Annotated in this window: 24 protein-coding genes; 20 read left to right on the top strand and 4 right to left on the bottom strand. The window is 45.6% G+C overall.

Annotated features, from left to right (window positions below):
- Nucleotides 1-248 precede the first annotated feature (248 nt).
- The 10 genes from V7K56_RS19750 (at nucleotide 249) to V7K56_RS19710 (ending at nucleotide 10,690) form a co-directional block, all read left to right on the top strand.
- Complete coding sequence (locus tag V7K56_RS19750; protein WP_334912739.1) at nucleotides 249-479, top strand: SDR family oxidoreductase; 231 nt, start codon at nucleotides 249-251, stop codon at nucleotides 477-479.
- 134 nt (nucleotides 480-613) lie between these two features.
- Nucleotides 614-1,591, top strand: a complete 978-nt coding sequence (locus V7K56_RS19745; protein ID WP_334912737.1) for a proline iminopeptidase-family hydrolase — start codon at nucleotides 614-616, stop codon at nucleotides 1,589-1,591.
- 208 nt (nucleotides 1,592-1,799) lie between these two features.
- Nucleotides 1,800-2,066: a hypothetical protein gene (locus V7K56_RS19740; protein WP_334912735.1), complete on the top strand. Its 267-nt coding sequence runs from the start codon at nucleotides 1,800-1,802 to the stop codon at nucleotides 2,064-2,066.
- A 170-nt stretch (nucleotides 2,067-2,236) separates the two neighbouring features.
- Nucleotides 2,237-2,389 carry a hypothetical protein gene (locus tag V7K56_RS19735; RefSeq protein ID WP_334912733.1) on the top strand — a complete coding sequence of 51 codons (153 nt, stop codon included), beginning with the start codon at nucleotides 2,237-2,239 and terminating at the stop codon, nucleotides 2,387-2,389.
- Nucleotides 2,331-2,510 carry a BBE domain-containing protein gene (locus V7K56_RS37170; protein ID WP_442940112.1) on the top strand — a complete coding sequence of 60 codons (180 nt, stop codon included), beginning with the start codon at nucleotides 2,331-2,333 and terminating at the stop codon, nucleotides 2,508-2,510. Before V7K56_RS19735 ends, V7K56_RS37170 begins: the two co-directional genes overlap by 59 nt.
- A 9-nt stretch (nucleotides 2,511-2,519) precedes the next feature.
- Nucleotides 2,520-2,879, top strand: a complete 360-nt coding sequence (locus V7K56_RS19730; RefSeq protein ID WP_334912731.1) for a nuclear transport factor 2 family protein — start codon at nucleotides 2,520-2,522, stop codon at nucleotides 2,877-2,879.
- Between the two features lie 159 nt (nucleotides 2,880-3,038).
- The gene (locus V7K56_RS19725) at nucleotides 3,039-3,515 is read left to right on the top strand and encodes a hypothetical protein (protein ID WP_334912729.1); all 477 of its coding nucleotides are present in this window, start codon (nucleotides 3,039-3,041) and stop codon (nucleotides 3,513-3,515) included.
- 95 nt (nucleotides 3,516-3,610) lie between these two features.
- Nucleotides 3,611-9,586, top strand: coding sequence for an AAA family ATPase (locus V7K56_RS19720; protein ID WP_334912727.1), 5,976 nt, complete (start codon nucleotides 3,611-3,613; stop codon nucleotides 9,584-9,586).
- A 33-nt stretch (nucleotides 9,587-9,619) separates the two neighbouring features.
- Nucleotides 9,620-9,988 carry a four helix bundle protein gene (locus V7K56_RS19715; RefSeq protein ID WP_334912725.1) on the top strand — a complete coding sequence of 123 codons (369 nt, stop codon included), beginning with the start codon at nucleotides 9,620-9,622 and terminating at the stop codon, nucleotides 9,986-9,988.
- 42 nt (nucleotides 9,989-10,030) lie between these two features.
- Nucleotides 10,031-10,690, top strand: a complete 660-nt coding sequence (locus tag V7K56_RS19710; protein WP_334912868.1) for a response regulator transcription factor — start codon at nucleotides 10,031-10,033, stop codon at nucleotides 10,688-10,690.
- A 143-nt stretch (nucleotides 10,691-10,833) separates the two neighbouring features.
- On the opposite strand, the gene V7K56_RS19705 is transcribed toward V7K56_RS19710, so the two are convergent.
- The gene (locus V7K56_RS19705) at nucleotides 10,834-11,730 is read right to left on the bottom strand and encodes a LysR family transcriptional regulator (protein WP_334912865.1); all 897 of its coding nucleotides are present in this window, start codon (nucleotides 11,728-11,730) and stop codon (nucleotides 10,834-10,836) included.
- 156 nt (nucleotides 11,731-11,886) lie between these two features.
- On the opposite strand from V7K56_RS19705, the gene V7K56_RS19700 reads away from it, so the two are divergent.
- The 4 genes from V7K56_RS19700 (at nucleotide 11,887) to V7K56_RS19685 (ending at nucleotide 15,939) form a co-directional block, all read left to right on the top strand.
- The gene (locus V7K56_RS19700) at nucleotides 11,887-13,269 is read left to right on the top strand and encodes an amidohydrolase family protein (protein WP_334912723.1); all 1,383 of its coding nucleotides are present in this window, start codon (nucleotides 11,887-11,889) and stop codon (nucleotides 13,267-13,269) included.
- Nucleotides 13,270-13,384: 115 nt separating this feature from the next.
- Nucleotides 13,385-14,152 carry an SDR family NAD(P)-dependent oxidoreductase gene (locus V7K56_RS19695; protein WP_334912721.1) on the top strand — a complete coding sequence of 256 codons (768 nt, stop codon included), beginning with the start codon at nucleotides 13,385-13,387 and terminating at the stop codon, nucleotides 14,150-14,152.
- A 103-nt stretch (nucleotides 14,153-14,255) separates the two neighbouring features.
- Nucleotides 14,256-15,020, top strand: coding sequence for an SDR family NAD(P)-dependent oxidoreductase (locus tag V7K56_RS19690; protein WP_334912719.1), 765 nt, complete (start codon nucleotides 14,256-14,258; stop codon nucleotides 15,018-15,020).
- A 52-nt stretch (nucleotides 15,021-15,072) separates the two neighbouring features.
- Complete coding sequence (locus tag V7K56_RS19685) at nucleotides 15,073-15,939, top strand: NmrA family NAD(P)-binding protein (RefSeq protein WP_334912717.1); 867 nt, start codon at nucleotides 15,073-15,075, stop codon at nucleotides 15,937-15,939.
- An 824-nt stretch (nucleotides 15,940-16,763) separates the two neighbouring features.
- Here the strand turns inward: V7K56_RS19685 and V7K56_RS19680 are convergent.
- The 3 genes from V7K56_RS19680 to V7K56_RS19670 are packed head-to-tail and all read right to left on the bottom strand — an operon-like array spanning nucleotide 16,764 to nucleotide 19,515.
- Entirely contained in the window at nucleotides 16,764-17,414 is a 651-nt protein-coding gene (locus tag V7K56_RS19680; RefSeq protein WP_334912715.1) for a hypothetical protein, read from the bottom strand.
- An 8-nt stretch (nucleotides 17,415-17,422) separates the two neighbouring features.
- Complete coding sequence (locus tag V7K56_RS19675) at nucleotides 17,423-18,298, bottom strand: hypothetical protein (RefSeq protein ID WP_334912713.1); 876 nt, start codon at nucleotides 18,296-18,298, stop codon at nucleotides 17,423-17,425.
- A 2-nt stretch (nucleotides 18,299-18,300) separates the two neighbouring features.
- Entirely contained in the window at nucleotides 18,301-19,515 is a 1,215-nt protein-coding gene (locus V7K56_RS19670; protein ID WP_334912711.1) for an AAA family ATPase, read from the bottom strand.
- A gap of 569 nt (nucleotides 19,516-20,084) precedes the next feature.
- Between V7K56_RS19670 and V7K56_RS19665 the strand changes: the two genes are divergently transcribed.
- The 6 genes from V7K56_RS19665 (at nucleotide 20,085) to V7K56_RS19640 (ending at nucleotide 25,500) form a co-directional block, all read left to right on the top strand.
- Nucleotides 20,085-20,642 (top strand): DsbA family protein, encoded by a 558-nt coding sequence (locus tag V7K56_RS19665; RefSeq protein ID WP_334912709.1) that lies wholly within the window; start codon nucleotides 20,085-20,087, stop codon nucleotides 20,640-20,642.
- A 232-nt stretch (nucleotides 20,643-20,874) separates the two neighbouring features.
- Nucleotides 20,875-21,687 carry an alpha/beta fold hydrolase gene (locus V7K56_RS19660; protein ID WP_334912707.1) on the top strand — a complete coding sequence of 271 codons (813 nt, stop codon included), beginning with the start codon at nucleotides 20,875-20,877 and terminating at the stop codon, nucleotides 21,685-21,687.
- Nucleotides 21,688-21,909: 222 nt separating this feature from the next.
- Nucleotides 21,910-23,481 carry a GMC family oxidoreductase gene (locus V7K56_RS19655; protein ID WP_334912705.1) on the top strand — a complete coding sequence of 524 codons (1,572 nt, stop codon included), beginning with the start codon at nucleotides 21,910-21,912 and terminating at the stop codon, nucleotides 23,479-23,481.
- A gap of 216 nt (nucleotides 23,482-23,697) precedes the next feature.
- Complete coding sequence (locus tag V7K56_RS19650; RefSeq protein ID WP_334912703.1) at nucleotides 23,698-24,225, top strand: SgcJ/EcaC family oxidoreductase; 528 nt, start codon at nucleotides 23,698-23,700, stop codon at nucleotides 24,223-24,225.
- A gap of 89 nt (nucleotides 24,226-24,314) precedes the next feature.
- Nucleotides 24,315-24,578 carry a hypothetical protein gene (locus tag V7K56_RS19645; RefSeq protein WP_334912701.1) on the top strand — a complete coding sequence of 88 codons (264 nt, stop codon included), beginning with the start codon at nucleotides 24,315-24,317 and terminating at the stop codon, nucleotides 24,576-24,578.
- Between the two features lie 172 nt (nucleotides 24,579-24,750).
- Nucleotides 24,751-25,500 (top strand): SDR family oxidoreductase, encoded by a 750-nt coding sequence (locus V7K56_RS19640; RefSeq protein WP_334912699.1) that lies wholly within the window; start codon nucleotides 24,751-24,753, stop codon nucleotides 25,498-25,500.
- Nucleotides 25,501-25,689 lie beyond the last annotated feature (189 nt).

The raw sequence follows: 25,689 nt of genomic DNA, 5'->3' as shown, positions 1-25,689 counted from the left end.
CGTGACGAGCACACGGTCCACGGAAGTTGGCATTCCCGCCGATTGGAGCCGGAAACTCGTCGGGCGAGTTGGTGCAGTTTATCTTTTCGTTTATCTTTCCAAGTCGTAAGCCGCAGCTTTACATCAACTATGTCTGGTTTTGCCGCACTAGAAAGAGGGGGCGCGATCGTTCCATTCTTGTTTGAACGGCGGGCGGTGCTGAAGTTTTGTTGCAACTAATATTCAAAGTAAAAAGGAGAACAATCACTATGTCAACTACAGAAAACAAAGTCATTGCGATCACAGGTGCGAGCAGCGGTATTGGTGAAGCTACTACTAAGTTACTCGCTCAAAAGGGTTTACGGGTTGTATTAGGGGCACGGCGCACCGATCAACTTGCAGCGATCGCCTCCGAAATCCGTGAGCAAGGGGGCGCAGCAGAATATCGTGCTCTGGATGTCAACGAAATCATTGTTCGACCGATCAAGGAGAGTGGCTAAGGCGTTTATTCTAGAAACCAGAAGAAATTGTGAATCATCATGTACAGTGACAAATTAAATGGCGTTGGATCAGCAGCACAGTATTAATCACAAGGTAGCTATCATGATGCTTAAAAATAAGGTAGTTTTAGCTTATGAAACTTAGCAATGACGTAAAAATGAATAACTATCTAGACTATTCCGGTCATGACGATATGCTGAGCGGTGGCGTAAAGATGATTCCGGTGGATACGCCGAAGGGAACCTTTCGCGTTTGGACTAAAAGGATCGGCAACAACCCTACAGCTAAGATGCTCCTCTTACATGGCGGACCTGGCTTGACGCATGAGTATCTGGAAGCTTTTGACAGCTATTTTCCCATCGCACAAATCGAATATTACTACTACGATCAACTCGGTTCTGCTTATAGCGATCAACCGGATGCCCCAGAATTGTGGGAGCTGCCGCGCTTCGTGGAAGAGGTCGAGCAGGTTCGTCAGGCGCTCGGTCTTGACCGTAATAACTTTTACCTGTTTGGTCAATCCTGGGGAGGGTTGCTGGCGATCGAGTATGCTCTCAAATACCAGCAGAACCTCAAGGGCTTGGTCGTCTCAAATATGATGTCCAGTATCCCCGCGTACAACGAGTACGCGCAGAAGACATTGATGCCCGCTATGGATCAAACAGCATTGGCCCAAATCAAGTCCTTAGAGGCAGCAAAAGATTACGAGAACCCACGCTACATGGAACTCTTGATCCAATATCACTATGTTTACCACGTATTGCGGATGCCGTATGAACAGTGGCCCGAACCAGTGAGCCGAGCGTTCAACCGCCTCAATTCGGCTGTCTATGTCCCCATGCAGGGGCATAGCGAACTGGGTGCGAGTGGAAAGCTAGCCAACTGGGATCGGACGGCTGATCTGGGAGAGATCGAGGTGCCGACCTTATCTATCGGTGCCCAGTACGACACGATGGATCCGATGTACATGCAGATGATGTCGCAACGGATGCAGAAAGGACACTATCTCTATTGTCCGGATGGCAGTCATCTCTGCATGTACGATGACCAGAAAGTTTACTTTGAAGGGCTACTCCAATTCGTTCGTAATGTTGAGTCCGGTCGCTTTTAATACCATTTTGCTAACTAGAGCGTTAAGTACTGAACAGGGTTAATGCGCTGCATAAGTGACAAAGCTACGCGTAGCGTCTGGAGAAAGAGAAGATTTAGCGAGCAACTGCGATCGCCTTCGGTGCTGCTGGAGCAAAAGTAGTGTTCTCAGGCAGACGCGATGCAGAAGGAGAAAAAACCGCCAAACTGATTCGCGAAACGGGCGCTGAATGTTTATATGTTCATTCAGATGCCTCGTTTACAACATTTATCTGTCTCTCGATCCAACAAACCGAGGATGGTTAGACAAGGGAGAAAATTACCTCCCGCTTGTAGCTACGGGTGAGGTGATACGGGGTTACGGCATCGGTGTCGTTGAACAATCTCGCAACGCCAACTTCTCAGAGGGAACCTTGGTTCAGGGGTTTCTGAGGTGGCAGGACTATGCGAGCGCTAAGCCCACGGACTATATACCAACCCTGTCTCGTCGTCCCTGACCCCACGTTCGCAACGCTGTCCTATCTCCCGAACTCACCTAGCAACAGATTTAACGCAGTCGAGCCGAACACACAACCGTACACGGTGCAATCAGCGCGGCGGTGACAACTTTGGCGTTGTCGTTTCCCTGGAGTTTCGCCTGCATCCCCTCACAACAGTGCTATCTGATATGCTGCTGTATCCTGTAGATCAAGCCAGAGCAGTGTTCCGACAGTTCAACGAGTTCGTTGCCACGGCACCCGATGAATTGACGGTAACAGAACATCTCACAGGCACTGGCACCATTCGCTTTCAAAGGGGGATATATTGGTCTCCTAGATGAGGAAGAGCAGGAGCGCATTCCGCTTGCCTTCGGGTCTAACTATGAGAGATTGCTCGACCTCAAACAGAAATACGATCCGGAGGATGTGTTTCATTCGACGATCAGACATCTCGCACTATAAGGAGAAATCATGAAATTTAGTCAGAGCAATGTCATAGAGCGACTGCAACAAGCACAAAACGCCCATGACTTAGAAGCGTTTTTAGCCTGTTTTGCACCTAATTTTCAGGGCAATCATCCACTCCACCCAGAACGGGGTTTCCAGGGAATTGAGGATGCCCGTAAGAATTGGGCTACCATGTTTTATGACATCCCAGACTTTCACTCAGAGTTGCTCCGTTCGGCAGTTGAGGGTGATACGGCCTGGGCAGAGTGGTACTGGTTCGGCACCCATCGTGATGGTACGCAGTTTGGGATGCGCGGGGTGACTATTCTTGGCATACAAGCGGATCAGATCGAGTGGGCACGCTTGTATATGGAACCTGTTTAGGTGTCCAAGCTCGCATGAACATGGACGATCATGACTTAAATTTGGACATCATCAATTCAAAGGAAGAAAATTATGTCTGAACGATACTAGCGGTTTATACGTGCTGGAATATGATGCGAATGGGCTTTTGAATGAAGGTGACGCAGGTGCGTATGATCTATGTGTCTCCCGATCAGTAAAACTCGCACCACGATCGCAGACGATAAACTAACGAATCCGACGGGTTTAGAAATCGGTGCTGACAGTGACATTTACATCTCTAATAAAGGCTTTGTTGCCGGACTCAGCGCGGCACTTCTTTTGGGCAGAGGTCGCCGTCGAGTGTTAGTCTGCGACAAGAGGCAATCCGCGCAACGCTTTTGCACACGAGTCGCACAGTTTTTTCACCCGCGACGGCATCAGCCCGCACGAACTTTTGAGCATCGGGCGCAACCAACTCAAACCCTACAAAAGCGTCGAATTTCAAGCGATCACCATCGAACTCCTAAGAAAACGCAGTTTTCTTGCACCCTTCCCGTAGGCGCGCCTTCGTTGGAGACTTACGTTATCTTAAGCTCTCACGGATGGTCTGTGACCCTTTTATATGTGGACTCAGAGGAAGGAACCTCAGGAGGAGACAATTCCTTAGTAAAATAGGCTACTCCCTCTACGCACAAGTTTCACGTCGCGTATCTCGGCTTAGTACCATATAATTTGCAGTATGCTTATGTCCTACCTCAGGAGAGAGTTGGATGATTGCCCTGCCTGGAGTTGCCATTCAATGCAAAATCTATGAGAGTTCAGCCTCTTTAGTGTATCGAGGTAGGCGAGTGCAAGATGGTCAGGCGGTCGTCGTCAAAATGCTCAAGCAAGATTATCCCTCACCTCAAGAAATCAAGCGCTATAGACAGGAGTACGCCATTACCCGCTCTTTGAACATAGAAGGTGTAATCAAGGCGTACAGCCAGGAGGACTACCAACGTACGCTAGTCATCCTCCTTGAGGATTTTGGTGCAGAGTCCTTGGACTACTGGATGCGGCAGCACCCAGAAATTTTCTGCCCGATGCCTGTATCCACTTTTCTTTTGCTTGCCGTCAAGCTCACACAAATTCTAGGTGAGATCCATGCCGCGAATATTATTCATAAGGACATTAATCCTGGCAATATCGTTCTCAATCCTAATACGGGTGTGGTCAAGATTATCGACTTTGGGATTGCCACTCAATTTAACCGCACCAATCCAACCTTCACAAGCCCTCATGTTTTAGAAGGAACCCTTGCCTACCTATCGCCAGAGCAGACCGGACGAATGAACCGTTTGCTCGATTACCGCACCGATTTCTATTCGCTTGGTGTGACGTTCTACCAATTGCTCACTGGGAAAGAGCCGTTCGCGACAACGGATATCTTGGAGCTAGTGCATTGTCATATTGCTAAACAGCCGATTTCTCCGTGTGAAATTAGGGGTGTGGGGTGTGGGGTGTGGGGTGTGGTGGATGATTCATCACCGATTAACAGTGTAATTTCTAAAGATGTTTCAGACATTATTATGAAATTGATGGCGAAAAATGCAGAAGATCGCTATCAAAGCGCTTGGGGCATCAAAGCAGATTTAGAACTTTGTGTAGCCCGACTTACACAAACAGGGCAAATTGGCAATATCCAACTGGGTCTACAAGATGTTTGCGATCGCTTTCACATTCCCCAGAAGTTGTATGGACGAGAAGCAGAGATTGCAGCATTATTAGCAGCATTTGAGAGAGTGGCAGGAATAGGAAATCAGAAAAATGCTCAATGCAATATTGAGATGATGTTGGTGTCTGGTTATGCTGGTATTGGCAAATCAGCCTTAGTACAGGAACTCTACAAACCGATCACAGCAAAGCGCGGTTATTTCACGTCGGGTAAGTTTGACCAATTTGGGCGCAATATTCCCTACAGCGCAATTGTGGATGCAGTACGAAAACTGGTTCAACAATTGCTCAGTGAACCTGACGAGCAGGTGCGACAATGGCGATCGCAATTTCTCACCGCATTAGGCAGCAACGGACAACTGATTATTGATGTCATTCCAGAAATTGAGTTAATTATTGGCAAGCAACCACCCGTAGCAGAAGTTGGAGCGACTGAGGCACAAAATCGGTTTAACCTTGTCTTTCAGAAGTTCATTCGAGCCTGCTGTTCTCCTGAGCATCCTCTGGTCATCTTTCTGGATGATTTACAATGGGTAGACTCTGCTACGCTTAAGCTTATCGAGTTAATTTTGAGCGATCGTAGGATACAAGCCCTGCTTTTAATTGGAGCTTATCGGGATAACGAAGTCACTCAAACACATTCGCTGATTGCAACCTTAGAGAAGCTAAAACAGCAAACTGTTACTATTAGTCAGATAATGTTAGCTCCGCTAAGACTAGGAGCGGTGGCTCAGATGATTGCTGAAACCTTGCACGCACATACTGAGTCGATTGCACCTTTAGCAGAACTGATATGGCGGAAAGCGAACGGCAATCCCTACTTCACCAATGAATTTCTCAAAGCGCTGTACATTGAAGGTCTTATTGTCTTCGATATTAATCAACTACGCTGGCAATGGGACATTACTCATATCAAAGCCAAAAATATTACCGACAATGTAGTAGAGTTAATCATTGCAAAGCTGAAACAATTTCCAAAGCAAACTCAACAGATTTTATCCTTAGCTGCTTGTGTTGGTGCTGAGTTTGATTTAGCGACACTCTCAGTTATCTGTGAACGACCAGCGGTTGAAATTTTTGCAGAACTCACAACCGTAATTCAGTCAGAGTTGCTTCTTGCAACCTCAGAGTTAGATGAGAATCTGCTGATTCAGAATTATAAATTTTCGCACGATCGCGTTCAGCAAGCAGCTTACGATCTAATTGTTGATGAGTTAAATAAACAAATAGTTCATCTTCAAATTGGTCGCAATTTGCTTAAAGAAGCGTTGGCAGCTTGTCTATCAGATCGACTGTTTGAAATTGTGGATCATCTCAATCATGGGATCGAACTGATTACTAATCAAGCAGAACGAGATGAAATTGCCAAATTGAACTTGATAGCAGGTCAGAAAGCAAAGGGATCGATCGCTTATAGTGTGGCTGAAAAATATTTAGCAACAGCTAGAGCATGGCTGGATACTTCTAGCTGGCAAACCAACTATGACCTGACCTTAGAGTTATATGTAGAAACAACAGAAGTCGCGTATTTATGTGGCGATTTTGAAGATGTAGAACAGTGGGCAGGAGTCGTTCTACAAGAAGCCAAAATAGTTCTCGACAGCGTGAAAGTTTACGAAGTCAAAATTCAAACCGACATCGCGCAAAACCAATTTTTAAAAGCAATCAATACGGCATTGCAAGTGTTGCAGCAACTGGGAATCAGTTTTTCCGAAACGCCTAGTCAGTCAGATATCCAACTTGAACTAGATGCCATCACATCCCGGTTCAGCCAGAAACCAATCGGGGACTTAATTCATCTGCCGGAAATGATCGAGCCGAACCAATTAGCGGCAATGCGAATCCTATCAAGCATCATGATTGTTGCCCGATTTGCTGCTCCCTATCTAATGTTTCTACTTGCGTCTAAACAGGTCAACTTATCAATCCAGTATGGCAATACGTTTGTATCTGCCTTTGCGTATGCCACCTTTGGGTTAGTTCTTTGTTTAAGAGTTGGAAACATCCAGTCTGGCTACGAGTTTGGACAGCTTGCTCTAACGCTATTGTCACAGCCGGATATGCATTCACTCAAAGCTAGGACGTTGTACATTTTAAATTACTACATCATCCACTGGAAAAAACATCTTAGAGAATCACTGGAACCATTACTAGAAGGCTATCAAAGTGGGCTGGAAACTGGGGACTTAGGGTCTGCTGCCTGTTGCGCTTATGTGTACTGCTACAACTCCTTTCGCGCTGGAAAGGGGCTTGTGGAACTTGAACGCGAAATGACAACATATTGTGAAGCAATTCGTCAACTCAAGCAGGAAGCAGTACTCACTTGGCTGCAAATATGTCAGCAGTCTGTCTTAAAATTGAGGGGATCTTCGGTCAATTCATCCCGCCTGAGCGGTGACCCCTACCATGAAGAGAATAAATTGCCACAACACCAAATAGATGAAGACGTGATCCATCTTGTACATTTCGACGAACTTTTCCTATGCTATCTATTTTCTAAGTATGCTCAGGCAGTTGAAAACGCAACTCTAGTGGAAGCTGATTTAAGCAGAGAAAAAGGAACGCTCCTGGCTCCTCTATACCATTTCTATAGTTCTCTGGCAAGACTCTCAACCTATCCCAGAAGCATTGCTCAAACTCAGGTAGAAATCCTTAACAAAGTTGCCCTTAGTCAGGAGAAGATGAAGCAGTGGGCATATCATGCGCCCATGAATTATTTGCATAAACACCATTTAATTGAGGCAGAAAAAGCACGAGTTTTAGGTCAGTTGCTTGAGGCAGAAAAATTCTACGAACAAGCGATTCAAGGGGCTAGAGAAAACGAATATATCCAGGAAGAGGCATTAGCATATGAATTAGCTGCCAAGCATTATCTAGCGCGAGGTCTGGCAAAGTTTGCTCAACTCTACATGAAGGAAGCCCATTACTGTTATGAGCGGTGGGGAGCAACGGCAAAGGTTAAAGATTTAGAAACTCGCTATCCCCAGTTCTTTCCTCAGTCGCCTAGCGTAGACTCTACACCAATCCGCACTACTGCTGGAATGACCTCTAATGCCCCGCAAGTTGCTTTTGATTTAGCGACGGTAATGAAAGCATCACAAGCGATTTCCAGTGAAATTGAACTGGAGCAATTGCTTCATTCCTTAATGCAGATATTAATTGAGAATGCTGGAGCACAAACAGGATGCTTGCTTTTGGAAAATGCAGGCGAATGGAAAATTGAGGCTGCTTGTGAACTCAATGAGGGTAAGCAGGTTTGTCCTACACGAGTAATGCGATCAATTCCAATGTCCGATCGCTTACCTAAATCAATCATTCAGTATGTGATCAGAACGCATGAATCAGTCATTTTAAATAATGCAACTCGTGAAGGTAATTTTATCAGTGAACCATACATTCAACGCCACCAAACCCAATCTATCCTTTGCTTGCCACTATTAAACCAAAGTAAGCTGGTCGGTGTATTGTATCTAGAAAATCAATTAGCAACTGGGGTATTTACACCCGAGCGATCGCAACTTCTGAATCTTCTATCTACTCAGGCAGCGATCGCGATCAAAAATGCCAAGCTCTACTCAAACCTACAAAAGAGTGAAAGTAGAATAGCTCAATTTCTAGAAGCAGTTCCAGTAGCCATTGCAGTATTGGATGCAAGGGGTCACCCTTATTACGCCAATCAACGGAGAATTCAGCTAGTGGGCAAAGGTGTCGATCCTGCCGTAACACCAGATCGGTTTGCAGAAGTTTATCAGTTTTATCGGGTGGGAACAAATGAAATATATCCAAGTGACCAACTGCCAATTGTCCGTGCATTAAGAGGTGAACGCATCACGGTTGATGACATGGAAATTCGCCGAAACGACACAACTATTCCAATTGAAGCATGGGGAACTCCAGTTTTTGACGAACAGGGTGACGTGGCTTATGCAATCGTAGCTTTTCAAGACATTACAGAGCGCAGACGAGCACAGAAACTGTTAACCGAATATAACCTTACTCTGGAACTTCAGGTGGCAGAACGAACGGCAGCTTTACAGCAAAGCGAAGCAGAGCTACGCTTACGAGAACAAGAATTACGACTAATTGCCGACGCTCTACCAGTTCTGATCAGCTATATAGATGCCAATCGCTGTTATCAATTCATCAACCGTACATATGAGGTTTGGTTTAACCGTAGCCGCAATGAAATTTTGGGCAACCCTGTTCGCCAACTTCTCGGAGAAGCGGTTTATCAACGGGTTGAACCGTACATTAATCAGGTGTTTGAAGGGCAAACTGTACCTCTAGAAGCAGAAATCCCTTTTCCGCTTGGTAAGCGGTGCATCAGCGCGACTTTGATCCCTGATTTTGATGACAATTCTCAAGTCAGAGGCTTCTACAGTCTGATCACAGACATTAGCGATCGCAAACTCGCTGAAGCAGCTTCCATTCTGGAAGAACGCAACCGGATGGCGCGAGAAATTCATGATACACTTGCTCAATCCTTCACAGGTATTCTGCTTCAAGTTGGAGCTGCAACACAAGTAGTGGCGGATGACCCAGAAGCAACCCAGGTACATCTAGAAATGATTGAAGAACTAGCACGCGCTGGGCTGGCAGGGGCACGGCGATCCGTATCAGCACTCCGTCCGCGGCTACTAGAAGAAGGTAATTTAGAGAGTGCCATGCATCGTATTGTAGCTCAAATGCGATCAACAACTGACACGGCTGTGATTTGCGAAACTCAGGGTACAGCCTATTCTTTACCAACCGAAGTCGAGAATAACTTACTCCGAATTGGGCAGGAAGCATTAACCAATGCGATTAAACACGCTTGTGCCAGCGAAATTCGGGTTGAGTTGGTGTACAAAGAGACACAGTGTATCTTACGAGTTAAAGACGATGGCAGGGGCTTTGGAGTAGGTTGCATTCCTTTGAGCGGTGGGTTTGGCTTATTAGGGATGAGCGAACGAGCAGAGCGGATTAGCGCACAACTAGCGATTCAAAGCCAACCAGGTCAAGGAACAGAAATTGTGGTGATAATTGGGGTGTAGGGTGTGGGGTGTGGGGTGTGGGGGATGTAAGCTATGGGTAAGTTGGAGAGTTACCGCGATTTAGAGGTTTGGAAAGTATCGATGCGATTAGCAAAGCAGGTTTATCAGGTAACAGAGGTAATGCCAAAGCATGAAATCTATGGGTTAACTTCGCAGATTCGCAGAGCTTGTGTTTCTGTGCCTGCTAATATTGCTGAGGGATATGGAAGGAATCATCGTAAGGAGTATCTTCAGTTCCTCGGTATCGCCAATGGAAGCCTCAAAGAGTTGGAAACCTTGCTTCTTCTTGCAAATAGTTTGAATTACATTGATAGCATTACTGAATTAATGAATTTATGTGACAGTATAGGACGCTTACTGAATCGTCTACGTCAAAGCCTTCAAAGAGGGATAGACAATTGACTCACCCCAATGGCTTCTCCACACCCCACACCCCACACCCCAATGGCTTCTCCACACCCCACACCCCACACCCCACACCCCTACACCCCAATTCGGGTGCTGATTGTTGACGACCATGCCATAGTCAGAAAGGGTCTAGCAACCATCATTAACCGTGATCCAGAAATGACAGCGATCGCTCAAGCTGAAGATGGGCAACAGGCGATCGATGCATTTCGAGAATACCAACCTGATGTCACGCTAATGGATTTACGAATGCCCAAAATGGGAGGTGTTGAAGCTATTATGGCGATTTGTGCTGAATTTAAGCAGGCTCGAATCGCGGTACTCACGACCTACGATAGTGATGAAGACATCTATCGCGGCTTGCAGGCGGGCGCTCAAGGCTATCTGCTTAAGGATGCTAAACCTGGTGAACTTTTAAATGCGATTCGCGCCATTCATCATGGTCAGAAATATATTCCGCCAGAAGTGGGCGCAAAATTATTGCAGCGAATGAGCAATCCAGAACTGAGCGAACGAGAGTTGGAAGTGCTGCGTTTGATGGCACAAGGAATGAGTAATCAGGAAATTGGGACTGCTTTGAGTATTGGTGAAAGCACTGTCAAATCGCATGTGAATCGCATTTTGAGCAAACTGGGAGTGAGCGATCGCACACAAGCCGTGATTACTGCTGTTAAGCGTGGGATTGTCAGTTTGTAATATCATGTCCCGCTAATTAGTTATAATTACCTTTCTCTATGCAGAAAGTCCAAAAATCCCTCCCTTCTGCTCCCCTGCGGTCTTAATGATAAGTCTTTAACCGGACATAATATAAGTGGGGGAAAAGGACAGGTTCGTAATTTTCAATCAACAACATCAGCGTGCTTTAATGCAACCACCAACTCTTTCATAAACTCAACAAAAACGCGAACTTTAGCCGAGAGATAACGTTTTTGTGGATACAACACGGCGATCGGTAATCCAACTTGAGGCACATAGGATTGAAGAATCGATTGTAAATCTCCTCGCAAGATCGCTTTCGCTGCAATAAACTTAGGCAGTTGAACGATACCTGCTCCTCCAATAGCCGCCTCTAAAATGACTTCTGAATTATCGAATAGCAGATAACTGTTAATGCAAAGATCAATTGTTTCTCCATCTTGTTCAAACTTCCAGTTCGCAGCTCGGCGGGTCTGTGAAAAAACAAAGTTAACGCAGCGATGCTGCAATAGGTCTGCCAGCGTTGTCGGCGTACCATACTGGGTAAGATACTGGGGTGAGGCACAAGTGATGTAGCGTGCATTTGCCAAGTGGTGCATGATTAAACGCCTATCGGTGCCCATGCCAATTCTCACAGTTGCATCAATGCCCTCCTCAATGAAATCAATCAAGCGATCATTAAATGAAACATTCAGGTTTAGTTCAGGATATCGTGCAGCAAATTGCAGCAGCGCTGGAGCAATATGCAGTTTGCCAAACGTAAAGCTCAGATCAAGCCGCAATGTTCCGCTCGGTATCGAGTGCGACTGTTTGACTTCGAGTTCAGCTTCTTCTAAGTCGTTAAGAATGTGCTGACAGCGTTCATAAAATCGATTACCATCTTCAGTCAGTGTCAAACTGCGCGTCGTTCGCCCAAGCAGGCGCACGCCCAATTCATCTTCTAGGCGCAATACGGCTCGACTCACGGCTGAAGGAGCCATGCCTAACTGTCGGGCTGCCTCCGAAAAGCTCCCATGTTGAGCGGAGCGCATAAAAATCATCAGGCTTTTCAGCTTGTCCATTTACACAGACGCATTTTTGAATTTTTTACATAACTGTTTTGAATCTTAACTACTTTTTCTCTTTTTCTATACAAGTTACCGTTAAGACAAGATGAAACTTTAAAAACACAAACAGTATAAAAAAGAAGAATCAACATGACTGAGATACGAAATCAGAACGTTACTAGTGCACGTCCTACGCTGATCAAGAGAGCCGCCATCATTACGATGGATGAACGGCTCGGCGATCTGATCTGCGGAGATATCCTGATTGAAAATGGCCTGATCCGGGAGGTCGCTCCAGAGATAAGCCACCCTGGTGCGGACACAATCGACGCAGATGGCATGATTGCCATCCCAGGTTTCGTGGATACTCACCGCCATCTGTGGGAGGGACTGATCAGGAACGGCTTACCGGATGGTACTCTCAAAGACTACTTTGAAGTCCTCAATGGCAAGTTTGGTCCAGCCTACAGCCCATCCGATGTTTACGTTGGGACACTACTGAGCGCCATCGGTGCCTTGAATGCTGGAGTGACTACCGTTCTTGATTGGGCGCATATCCAGAACACACCAGAGCATACCGATGCCTCAATCCAGGCGCTTCAAGATTCCGGCATCCGGGCAGTATTCGGATTTGGATTCCCTACAGCGATGGATCAGGGTCATCGCTACCCAGAAGACCTTCTCCGGCTTCGTAAAGAAGTATTCACCAGCGACGATCAACTGCTGACGTTGGCGCTGGCGACTCAGAGCCCAGAGCACGTCTCAGATGAAGAAGCGAAGAAGTGCTGGAATACGGCGCGCGAGGCTGCAGCACGCATTACCGCACATGCCGGGCTGGCTGGGATTGGCAAGCTAAATGAGATCGAAAGGTTTGGACGGGAGGGAATGCTTGGGTCCGATGTGACGCTGATCCATTGCGGGTCTCTCACGAGAACCGAGTGGCAAATCATCGCAGATACTGGCACTACGGTATCGATAGCGACGCAGATTGAAATGCAGATGGGTCACGGATCGACGCCGATCCAGGCAGCGCTCGACGCCGGCATTACACCCAGTCTCAGCGTGGACGTAGAGACCTCTGTCCCAGGTGATTTTTTCACACAGATGCGCGCGACACTGGCCCATCAGCGCGGGGAGGCATTCGCGCGAGAGCATCGAGGTGACGCCGCGCCGAAGTTGATCGGCATGCGCGATGTTCTAGAAATGGCCACGAGGGCGGGGGCCGAGACAAATGGCCTTAGCCGAAAGGTCGGTAGCTTAACGGTAGGCAAGCAAGCGGACCTTGTTCTGTTGCAAGCTGCAAACATTAATGTGATGCCCGTCAACGATCTCGTAGGCGCGGTCGTCGGTGGCATGGACGTGAGCAACGTTGATACAGTGCTGGTAGCAGGACAGGTGAAGAAGCGTGGCGGCAAGCTTCTCGATGTCGATCTACCTAAGCTTTGTAGCCAAGTGTATGAAGCACGTGATTGCGTGTTTGCCAGAGCAGGTATAGTCTGCTCTTGCCCGCGCCACATCAAAATGCGTGTGTAGTTCGCACCACACGCCCACTTAGGCGTCTTGGCTACTGAACTCAGCATTAGGATGAGAAATGACGGACCTAAAGTGAATCACTTCTATTGCAGATACATCGACGAAGGAGTTACCAGTGAAAAAATTGGCAGGAAAGGTTGCGATCGTAACTGGATCGAGCCGTGGAATTGGCAAAGAGATTGCGATGAAATTGGCGCACGAAGGCGCTAAAGTGGTCGTCAATTATAGTCGTAGCCCTGAGAAAGCTGAAGCAGTGATTAACCAAATTCAGCAACAGGGCGGCGAAGCCATAGCAATCCAAGCAGATATGAGTCAGGTTGACCAAATTCAGGAGTTGGTGACAACAGCAGTTGAGCAGTACGGTCAACTCGATATTCTGGTCAGTAATGCTGGGATTGAGCACTTCAGAAAGCTAGAGGAGATCACCCCGCAAGATTTCCAGCGGGTGTTTAGTGTGAACGTTGCTGGTCAACTGTTTGTGACACAGGCTGCCGCTCGCTACATGACCTCCGGTGGGCGAATAGTGCTGACTTCCTCAGTCAGTGCCCGGATTTCTGTCTTCTATCATACCCTCTACGCCGCAAGCAAAGCTGCCGTTTCAGCCATGGTGCTCAACTTAGCTCCTGAATTGGGCGAGCGTGGGATCACCATCAATGCCATTGCACCCGGTGGCACAGCGACGGACATGGCACAAGAGAATGCCAAGCGCTACACACACCCAGCTCTACAGAGCGCACCACCCGATGCTTTACTCTTGAGTAAGACGTCACTGCAGCGTCTGGCTCAGCCAGAAGAAATCGCCGCAGCTGTCACATTTTTAGTGTCTGATGACGCTTCCTATATCAGTGGCAGCACGCTCGCGGTTGACGGCGGCAGGTTCTAAAGCTGGTTAATCCGGATGCAGAAGATATCACTATGACAAAGTTTGCAGGCAAGGATTTAGTGACTTAACAAGTACTTTAGTAGTTGAGGCAGAAGGTGTCCTTATGACAAAGTTTGCAGGTAAGGTGGCGATCGTAACGGGTGCCGGATCAGGCATTGGCGAAGCGGTAGCCGGTCGCTTCTCGCGCGACGGTGCTGCAGTGGTGCTGGTGGGGCGCACGGTAGCAAAACTGGAGGACGTGGCACGGGAGCTAGACCCGACTCGCACCCTGATCTATACCGCCGATATTTCCGATCAGTCCGCAGCAGAAGCGATGGTAGCAGCTACCCTGGAGCGCTTCGGCAGGCTGGATGTGTTGATCAACAATGCTGGCGTGGGACCTGTGGTTCCGTTCCTCGAAATCTCGGCTGAAGACTGGCACAAAGTCATGGCGATCAACGTGGACGGTGTGTTCTTCTGTACCCGCGCAGCGCTGCCTAGTCTGCTCGAAACCAAAGGCAACATCGTCAATGTATCCTCGGTGTCTGGTCTCGGCGGGGACTGGAACATGAGTGTCTACAATGCGGCCAAGGGTGCGGTGACCAATCTAACTCGTTCGTTAGCCGTGGAGCTTGGATCGAAGGGGGTACGGGTCAACGCGGTCAATCCTAGCCTCACCTTTACGGCTCTGACCCAGGGCATAGAGTCTGACCCAAAGCTGATGGCCAAGTTCACCGAACGCATTCCACTTGGACGGGGTGCACAAGCTGCCGAGGTCGCTGACGCGATCGCCTTTCTCGCAAGCGTTGATGCCCGCTTTGTGACGGGCGTAAACCTGCCAGTGGATGGTGGCCTGTCAGCGTCCACTGGTCAGCCCAGACTAGCGTAAGGTTAGTGTTGCAAAAAATTTGAGAACCACCACTTGTAGAAAGGAGATAACGATGAAAGTATTAATGGTGGGAGCAACGGGCAAATACGCCAACTATGTTGTACCCGAACTGAAGCAGCGTGGCACTGTAATTCGAGCCTTGGTGCGGGACAAGAATAAAGCAGATGCAGTGCGGCAGCAAGGCGTAGATGAGGCAGCGATCGGTGACCTCCAAGACTCAGACAGTCTTCGCGCTGCTGCTAGTGAAGTAGACGGTGTATTCCACATCAACCCTGCCTTCGCGCCTAATGAGGCAGAATTAGGTGTGGCGATGGTTGAGGCGGCTAAAGCGGCAGGGGTGCAAAAGTTTGTTTTTTCGGGTGTGATTCATCCATCGATCTCGAAAATGAGTAACCATGCGGCAAAATGCTCAGTCGAGGAAGCACTGTACGAGTCTGGCATGGAGTTCACCGTTTTGCAGCCGACGATGTTCATGCAAACCCTCGACAATGGCTGGAATGCAGTGCTGGAGCAAAATCGCTTCTCTCTTCCTTACTCCAAACACGCAAAACTATCCTACGTAGACTACCGCGATGTGGCAGAGGTGGCGGCATTAGCGCTGACGAGTGATCGATTAGGCTACGGCACATTCGAGCTATGTGCTCCTGGTATGGTCAATCGTGTGGAACTGGCGGCGATGATCAGCGAGGCGATCAGACGCACCATTGAAGCAGGTGAACCGTCGTTCGACGAGTGGGTACGGGCAGCACACATTCCAGAAGGTGCTCTGCGTGAGGGCATGAGAACGATGTACGCCGACTACAACCAATATGGGTTTCCGGGCGGCAATGCGCTGGTGTTGCAAGCGATTCTGGGACGGGAACCCCGCACACTGCGGCAGTACATCCAAGAACTTGCCAGCCGTAAAGCGTCTTCGTAATGCACGAAAACCTCAGCAGTAGCTTGATCGAACCCTGAATGTGGTGTCCTTTTCGAGCGCGGTTGGTAGTTGCGATCGCATCGAATGACAAAGCGGCAAAAGTAATTGTGCTGAAGGGGTGACAAAGGGGCTAAAACGGAGGAAATAGGGGAGTGTGACCGTTCTGAGGTAAAAAATGATCGGCTCAAGGGGTGACAAGCATCCGGTAAACCAAACAGAGCAAGCTTTTTAGCCCAATTACCTTCAAAAAGATTGTCTGGCTGTTGTGCTATAAAACTGGCACATTTAACCAAAGTATGGAATGAATCCATAAAGCGATGGCTGCGCCAACGCCTGCCTTAGGATGCCCGAAGGGCTGTAGGGCAATCGCTATTTCATTGTCAAAAAACCTGTCAATAAGAATCTATCTATAGGGAGGTCAAATAGATTAAAAGTTTGATGGGCAAAGGTTTTAGCGTTCTTGTCACCCCGTCAGGCAGCTGTCACCTTTTGGCCCATCAAGATGAATAGCACAAATTAGATAAGGATTATGAGCATACAGCAGACAGCGGTAGCATTCAGGTATTTTAAGGATACTACCAGTTATACACCCTGCTTTTGCTTCTTCAAAAAAACAGTCTACTTAAACGGTTGCCCCCATCTCTCCCAGTTCTCTTTGTTAAATTTATATTGTACGCACAACGTACACAAAAGATTTTAATCAAGTCTTATCTTTTATAGAAAAGTTCTATAAAAGTTAGTTTATCACTCTATTATTTAGTAGGTAGAGTTAATCAACTATTTAAATGGCTAATTCCATAGGTAATATTTACATCTTAAAACTATTACTTCTTTTCTAGTTTCTGTCGAAGTACGCCTGCCAAAGGTATACCTGCATCAACTAATTGATATACAATTTCAGAATATTTATTTAAAATAACATTATTACACCGTATCTGTTTTTCAAAATTGTTCCATATTTTTTGAGGTAATTCGGTAGTTCTTTCTCCGTTTCTACGTTCTTGCCAAAAGTTATTTATTTTAGGGTTTACACACTGACTTAACCATTCAAGTGCTTGCTCAGGTACAAACTGCCAACCCAAACCATTTAACATAGTAACCAAATGACCATAAGCATCAGGATTATGTCCTATTACCTTAACCCATTTATTAATAATATTAGAAAAAAGATGGGCGTGCGGCCACTCATCTATTAAACGAGAAGTAGAATGTCTACTAAATAGTATTAGTTGTACGACATCTTCCATTTCATTACTAAGCCAAGAGTAACTCGCATATTTATCAAATTCTGGACTATCAAGTATACAATTACAAATTTCTGACCATCTTAACTGTGCCTCTTCGGTTAAAGGCTCAAGATACCCAATTTGAAAACTTATATAGCCATTCAATAAATCAGCCGTCATCTCTGGCGTTTTTGACCAACATTTTTGAATAGGAATAAGGATATGAAAGCGTATTTCATCAAAAGACATATTTTGTGCTAATTGTGATAAACCTCTGATGAAAAATTGATTCCATTCAGATGGTTTTGGTGAATTATAAAATGTCTCTCATCTCCAACAGGTGTATTTTTATTAACTGTCAAACTCATCAGTTCATCAGTAATTTGAAGTATCCTTTCTTTATTTACAGGATTTGGTACTAATTTTGAAAAAGGCAGAGCATGAAGAACACGCTCTGCTAAATTATAATCAAATATTATTTCATCTTCTATTGATGGAATGCGTGGAATATCAGGAAGTATGTTTGTGTTTAAATTTGTCAAATGTGTATTCAATAATTCTTCTTTCCATTCGACTATTTTTACTGAATTGTCTTCCTCAGTCCAGTAAAAACGATTAAGCTGGTTAGAAAATAAACAAAGTGAAAGTCCAAGACTCAGAGCATTCCAACATAAAACTTCATCAATTGTCCATGCTTCAAAAAGTCCACGAAAAACAGCTTCAACTACTTGTCTTTGAGAATCAGTAATAAGTCTTAAAAGTTGTTGGCGTATATCTATATCTGCTACACTATTAGCAACTAATACTCCAAGTCCACGTCCGGCAGATACTTTAGGGTCAAAAGCAAATTTATTATATTCGTAACCTTGATAAGACATACGAGCGGCAGCAAGTAAAATTTCACGACTCCACTTAATTAATTCGTGAGCTTTTGTCCATTCAAAATCCGCAATTAAAATAGCTGCTGCTACACCAACAATTGCTTGTAATCGTTTATTGTCTTGATAATATTCTGGTTCATTTTTATCAGAGAAATCATCAGTTTTTTGAAGCAGTTTAACAGCATTAACTGCTTCTTCAAGCGTCATTCCTTCGTCTACTTTACCTTCTTCTATAGTTTTTACTGCCCACATAGCTATCTTAAACCAGTGTTGCCAAGAGACTGCTGTCGAGTACGACCTTCAACACTATTTTTCCCAACAAGGTTATCCCACCAAACTTGACTAACTTCTATTTCCGTAGCAATAGAAGGTAATAATTCTACATTAGGAATCATTCGTTGATCTTCAAGTAAGCTGAGTATAAATAAGTTACTGATAATAGGTTTAAGATGATGTATCAACAGTAAAGGTTTCAGTCGAGGGCTATGTTCTGCAATGCTATCTAGCTCTTCAGAACTTAACTCTGGTATCGGTAGCTTTTCTGGCTTTCCTAATATTCGCCAATCAAGATTTTTATATAATTGTTCAAGGTTTTCCTCTCTTATTGAAGCAACAACAGTCCAGCGTCGAGAGCCATCTTTACTTAGAGTAATTTCAGCTAAGATACGAATTAAATCATTGATAACTTTACACTTTCCTGAGTCAATAATTTTGTCAATACCATCAATGAAAATAGTAGGGTGGGACGTACCGCTTACTGCTAAAAGTAGCTTTTTTAAAGGTTGAGTTAGTTGTAATGAAGCAGCAAAACTATTCCAGTCATTACCACTAATACGATCCCATGCAATAACAATAGTAAATCCTTCATTTCTATGGGATTCAACTAAAGTTTTTAAAATTGCGGATTTACCAGTACCTGGCGAACCGACTAGCAATAGAAGTGATGTTTTTTTCATCATTTCTCTAGCAGTATTCACGATTTTAACACGGTCAAGGACAAAACCACCAACATCACAGCGAATGTCTCTCAATATAAAATCTATATGCTCTTGTAATCGATTTAGATCATCACTACAGTCATGAGACGGAAGCAAAGCAAAATTATCACTTAGTAGTTTTTGAGTCAGAATATCTGAATTAAAAGCCCCTGCACTTATATTAGCTTCCGCAGCATATTCTACAAGTTTTGTAAAAACATTTGGTGCTTCATTTTTTTGATCATGAGGAAGCAAGTAGCTGACAGTTTGTATGGCATAAGTATAATCTCGTGAGCCTTCTTTTTGAAAATCAAAATGTAGAATAACCATCGAGCGCAAAAAATTCCATAAATCATCATCACTGATGTCACTGCCTTGACAAATGTTCAATTTATCGCGGATAAGTTCAACGAAACTACGTTGTGTTTGGTTCGTAAGTTTATTTTGAAAAATTCTGATCAAGAAGTCTGTAGAATTAGGACTACTACGCATAATCTATCCACTCTCTAGAGTTTTCTTGAACTAATATTATCCCATTTTCCTCTTTACTACCAATTACAATTCCATAGGCTCTTGCTAATTCATACCATTCATGAAACTGAGATTTTTTATGTCTATCTCAGTTTCATTAGGCTCCCAGTTTTCTACGCACTTCTGAACAAACCTACTTTTGACTTTACTTTCCCTAATGCTAGTCTTTCTTTAACTACACCCAGAGTATTTAAAACTTGTTTTCCAGTAGAGAAATTAATAATTTGAATTAGGTTATTGTTAAGTTTAATTCCCAATTCAGATATTTTAATTTTACCGTTTTTTCTCTTTTTAAAGTAACAAAAGAGGGATGAACCTTTACCTTTTCCCCTTTAGATTGGCTTTAGACTCCAACTAAAGTTGGAGACAACCTTCCACTGCAAGATGGACAGGTTCATCCATCACTCGATTGTACAAAAATGTCAACCCAGAGTGGACGACAACAGAAGGTCAATTCTCTATATTAAATTCATAGCGATGTTGATGCAGTTGGTTTGTGAGGCTTAAGTTTGCTTAATACAAACCGAAAGATGACTTACGACCATAATAATCGTTCTCTATTCGTTCCGCCTTCAACCCAGGATCATATCCAAGGTGTACTGAATGCTGCTGTAGTATTCGTCATTTATGGAGATTATGAATGTTTTCAAAGTGCCAACGTCTATCGATTGATTAAAGTTGCTCAACAGCAATTGCAGGTTTCGTTTGGAGAAAACAATTTAGGTTTTCTCTTCCGTCATTTTCCTCAAGTACAGATTCATCCACATGCTCACCGGGCAGCGGAAGCCGTAGAAGCAGCAGCGGCTCAAGGGCAGTTTTGGCAAATGCATGAGATGCTATTTATCCATCAACAGGAGTTGGGAAATGGCTATTTAGTGGAGTATGCCAATAGTTTAGGACTTGATATTTCTCAATTTTTGCAGGATTTATCCAAGGGAGCGTATGTCAATCGTATCAATGGGGACATCGAAGGTGGACTGCAAAGTGGAGTGGAGGCTGCACCCGCTTTGTTTATTAATGGAATTCGCTATCTAGATCGCTGGACTGTTGAGCAGCTAATGGCAGCCATTGTTGCTGCAAATGATTAAGTTTTTTGATGCTTATCTTAACAAGTAAGTCGGTGTGAATATTTCTCGTGGGGATGAGGCAGAAGGCAGGAGGCAGGAGCCAAGTGGGTTTGAGTTTATTTAATTTTTATTAACATAGTTTGGTTTTTTCACATCGTTCTACTTATTTGAGCAGGGAGTATTTCATAACTTCTATACCGACAACAAGAACCAGAGATTTGAGCAATTTAGCAAGAATACAGAGGCGATCGCAATGATGGTTTTTACATGGAAAAAAGTTCAAAAATTGTTGCTGTGGTTATTTGCATTAAGTGTTGTCGTTGGCATATCAATGCATCCAACATCAGCCACCTCCAAGGAATTACCTCAAGCCTCCAACTCTAAACCTGCGATCGTTCTCGTTCATGGGGCTTTTGCTGACGGTACATCATGGCAACATGTTATTCCATTGTTGGAGCAGGATGGCTACAGAGTGACCGCTGTGCAGATTCCGCTCACCTCACTTGCTGATGATGTGGCAACGACGAAGCGGGTGATTGACAATCAAAAAGGTTCCGTTGTTTTAGTCGGACATTCCTATGGTGGAAATGTGATTACGGGTGCGGCGGCTGGCAATCCACAGGTGAAAGCTCTAGTTTATGTTAATGCTTTCGCCCCAGATGTCGGTGAAAAGACGAGTGATTTGAATAAAAAGTATGCAGCACCTCCGATTAGCAAGGCGATCGCACCTGATGCTGCAAACTTTCTCTATATTGATCGCGGGAAGTTTCACGAATTTTTTGCCCAAGACGTATCGAAGGCTGAGGCGCGAGTGATGGCAGCAACCCAAAAACCGATCGCCAGCGCCGCGTTTGAGCAATCACTGAACGAAATCGCCTGGAAAACGATTCCTTCTTGGTTTCTCGTGACTCAAAGCGATCGCGCCATCAATCCTGAACTTCAACGATTTATGGCTAAACGGATTAATGCTAAGACAACCGAAGTTAACTCCAGTCATGTTCCTTTTATCTCTCATCCAAAAGAGGTTGCCAAAGTGATTGAAGCAGCAAGCACTGCTGTAAAGTAATCCCAATTTAACGATTTGTTAGTGAGCTAAGTTCTGCGAACCAATGAGACGCAAGTTTGGTTTCTGGCAGAACATTTGCTGGATAGACCATTGGTACGCAGTTAAATTCAGCAGATCGGGTGTTGTAAATCAAATAACTAACACTATTTCAGCGATCGCTCTTTAAATGAATTCATTCTTGACTCCATTTATCCATTGTAGATAACAGAGGAAGAGAACTTTATGACTAATTATGACTACATTGTGATTGGTGCTGGGTCGGCAGGTTGCGTAGTCGCCAATCGTTTGACGGAAGACAGTGACACGACCGTGTTACTTCTCGAAGCAGGCAACCCAGATACGAAACCAGAGATTTTCATCCCAGCGGAGTGTGTCAATATAGTAGGCTCAGAGGTGGACTGGAGCTATTTCTCTGAACCAGAACCCTTCTTGAATAATCGCAAAATGTTTTGTTCCCGTGGCAAAGTCTTGGGAGGCAGCAGTTCGATTAATTTCATGATATATGTCCGAGGCAATCATCACGATTATGACCACTGGCAAGAGTTGGGAAATCCCGGTTGGAGTTACCAGGATATCTTGCCTTATTTCAAGAAATCTGAACACCAGCAACGCGGTGCCTCCGCTTACCACGGAGTTGATGGGGAGTTGAGCGTTACCGATCCCATTGCGCCTACTGCAACTTCTCAACGATTTGTAGAGGCATGTGTGGCAATGGGATTTGACTACAATCCTGATTTCAATGGTACGCAGCAGGAAGGAACCGGACTCTATCAACACACTATTAAGGAGGGTAAACGGCACAGTGCTGCTGCTGCGTTCCTTGTACCCATTCTCCAGCGTCGCAATTTGACCATAACGACTGGGGCATTGGTGACTCGATTGTTGTTTGAGGGAACCCGCACCGTTGGGGTAGAATATCTGCACGAGGGAATGCTGCACCAAGTCAGGGTTGAGCGGGAAGTGATTTTAAGTGCGGGCGCGTTCGATTCGCCCAAGCTGCTGATGCTATCCGGTATTGGGGATGCTGCACACTTACAAACATTAGGGATTTCTGTTGTCATCGAGCTGCCAGGTGTTGGTCAAAACCTGCAAGACCACATTTTCTCTCCTGTGGTATACCAGGCAACTCAGGATTTACACTTTGCCAGCACCAGTAGTATTGGGGAAGCTGGATTATTTTTGCATAGCAAGTGGAATTCAGTGGTTGCACCCGATTTACAGTTTCTATTCGGTTCCATTCAGCTCTTACCCCCTGGCTATGCTCCAGCGGCATTTGGATTTACAGGTGGAGTCGCTTTGACCCATCTGCAAAATATTGGCAGTGTCGGTTTGCGAACGCCTGATCCTAAAGACACACCGATGTTGCGGATGAACTATCTGCAAAATGAAACCGATGTGAAGAAGCTGGTTGAGGGAATTAAATTAATGCGGCAATTGTTTCATAGCAACTTCTTTGATGAGTTTCGTGGTGCAGAAATTGCTCCGGGTGCTGAGGTTCAGAGTGATGAAGCCCTTGAAGCTTATATCCGCAACAATTGCAGCACACTGTGGCATCCGGTTGGCACCTGCAAAATGGGTACTGACCCAATGGCGGTGGTCGATCCTGAACTACGAGTACATGGAATTGAAGGCTTGCGTGTCGTGGATGCCTCCATCATGCCCACGATCACCACGGGAAATACAAACGCACCGACCATCATGATTGGCGAAAAAGCAGCAGATTTAATTAAAACGGAGCGTACTTCACAAAGCATTGCCAATAAACTTAATGTCCAAGTTCAATCGCATCTCTAGCGAAATTGGCGACGAAATCCTGGGTGTACCTGGGGATCTCCCTTAGAGGGTGTTATGAACTTCTATAGAACCTAGTCTAAAAGCGAAATTCAGCCCTCATTGCGATTTTTGAGGAATGGTTGGAACTGGCTCACAGAGCCGATGATTTTCAGAGTTCATAACACCCTCTATGCCGCTTGAAAACTGGTCTATCAGTTAAAAGGAAAACTCAAAACTATGAATTCACAAGCAGCTCAAACCACTACTGCTGACGAGTCGGCAATCCGTGCTTTCCATCGCCAGATGATTGATGCTTGGAATCAAGGTAGCGGCGAAGGCTTCGCTGCCCCGTTCAGCGAAACTGCCGATTTCATCACGTTCGAGGGCACGCATCTCAAGGGTCGAAAAGAAATCGCGGCATTTCATCAGCAAGCGTTTGACACGGTTGTCAAAGGAACACTCCTGGAGGGTGAGGTGAATTTTGTCCGCTTCGTGAACTCGCAACTCGCGCTCATGCTTGTAGTTATCAGGGTAATATTGCCCGGACAATCCGAAACTTCACCGTCACGAGATTCGCTGCCGCTATACGTCGTAACGAAACGCGACGAAGGTTGGCAGATCGAAGGGTTGCTCAATACCCGGAAGTTAACGCTAGAACGTCAATTCTTCTTAGACGACTTTGACTCATTGAGCGCAGAGGCTCAACGTCAAGTGACCGACCTCGTTGCAGGTCTCAAGCAGATCAATCAAAGGAGATGTAAGTGAACACTGAATACTACGATGACATTGTTATTGGTGGCGGCAAAGCGTACTTGTCCGCCCGATCAAGGGGCGGGATTGCGTAATAAAGTGTTATGGCTACCGCCAGCAAAGTTTACGAGGCGCTCACTTTCACTCGTCAAGTCGAGAGTGCTCAACAAACATATTTGGAGTGGGACGCGAAAGCGTTCGGCGGACAGCCCCTTTCTGGTGTGACAATCCTCATCAAGAACCCAGATGGTCTAATTGTCCATATTGCTATCCATCATCGTCCCCTCGGTGCAGTGCTTCGCTTCTCGATTGAGATGCGCGAACGTCTTAAGGGCAAGATCCAGCCGGACTATTTCTACGAAGGATAGGGTTAGCAGCTGTTTATCGATGGCGGTATGGCACAGATTTGAGCGCTACTTAACTTGAAGCGTTACCCGAAAGTTGGCGCGACTAGCTTAATTGCTAAAGCCTGTGGGCTAGATACAGCCTCGTCATTGTGCAAAAATTGTATTTAAACCCAATAATTAGAGGATTGGCATAATGGGAAAACTGGAAGGAAAAATCGCCCTTGTCACAGGTGGCAACAGTGGTATCGGTCTTGCCACAGCCAAACAGTTTGTTGCTGAAGGTGCTTATGTCTACATCACAGGTCGTCGCCAAGCCGAACTGGATGCTGCTGTAGAAGCCATTGGTAAAAATGTTACGGCTGTACAGAGTGATGTTTCTAATCTGGCAGACCTTGATCGTCTGTTTGCCACCATTAAGCAAGAGCAAGGACACCTCGATATCATCTTCGCTAATGCTGGCGTTGGACAAATTGCCCCACTTGGAGCAATCACAGAGGAAGACTTTGACAAAACATTCAACATAAACGTCAAAGGTTTGCTGTTCACTGTACAAAAGGCACTGCCACTGTTGCCAGAGGGCGCTTCTATTATCCTGAATGCTTCGACTACTTCTATAAAAGGTACGCCAGCTTTCAGTGTTTACAGCGCTACCAAAGCCGCCGTGCGATCGTTTGCCCGCAATTGGATACTCGACCTCAAAGAGCGCAAGGTCCGAGTAAATGCCATTAGCCCTGGTGTAGTTCCGACTCCTGGTTACGATCTTTTGGGACTGAATGACCAGCAGTTGCAAGAATTCGTGGATACCCAAGCCAGCGTTATCCCACTGGGAAGAGTCGGCAAACCTGATGAGATTGCCAAAGCCGTTGTCTTTCTAGCTTCAGCCGACAGCAGCTTTGTAAACGGCATTGAGTTGTTTGTCGATGGCGGTATGGCACAGATTTGAAGTGCCCTAAAAATATCCATCACCAAAAACCTTGAGGAGTTCGGTGTTATGAATGCAAATAACGGTATCATCAGTCAGCCCAGCCCATATTCAGTAGACTTGTCGGGAAATAAGAGAGAATAGACAGCAGTGGTAGGGAAGGATGATGCTGAATATTGAAGGTGCGCTGAAGCAAGACCGACTGTTGAG

This window comes from Nostoc sp. (assembly GCF_036917535.1).
In the GTDB taxonomy this organism is placed as follows: domain Bacteria; phylum Cyanobacteriota; class Cyanobacteriia; order Cyanobacteriales; family Nostocaceae; genus Nostoc.
The sequence above is the reverse complement of the archived record's forward strand: the minus strand, read 5'-3'. Positions and strand labels throughout refer to the sequence as shown.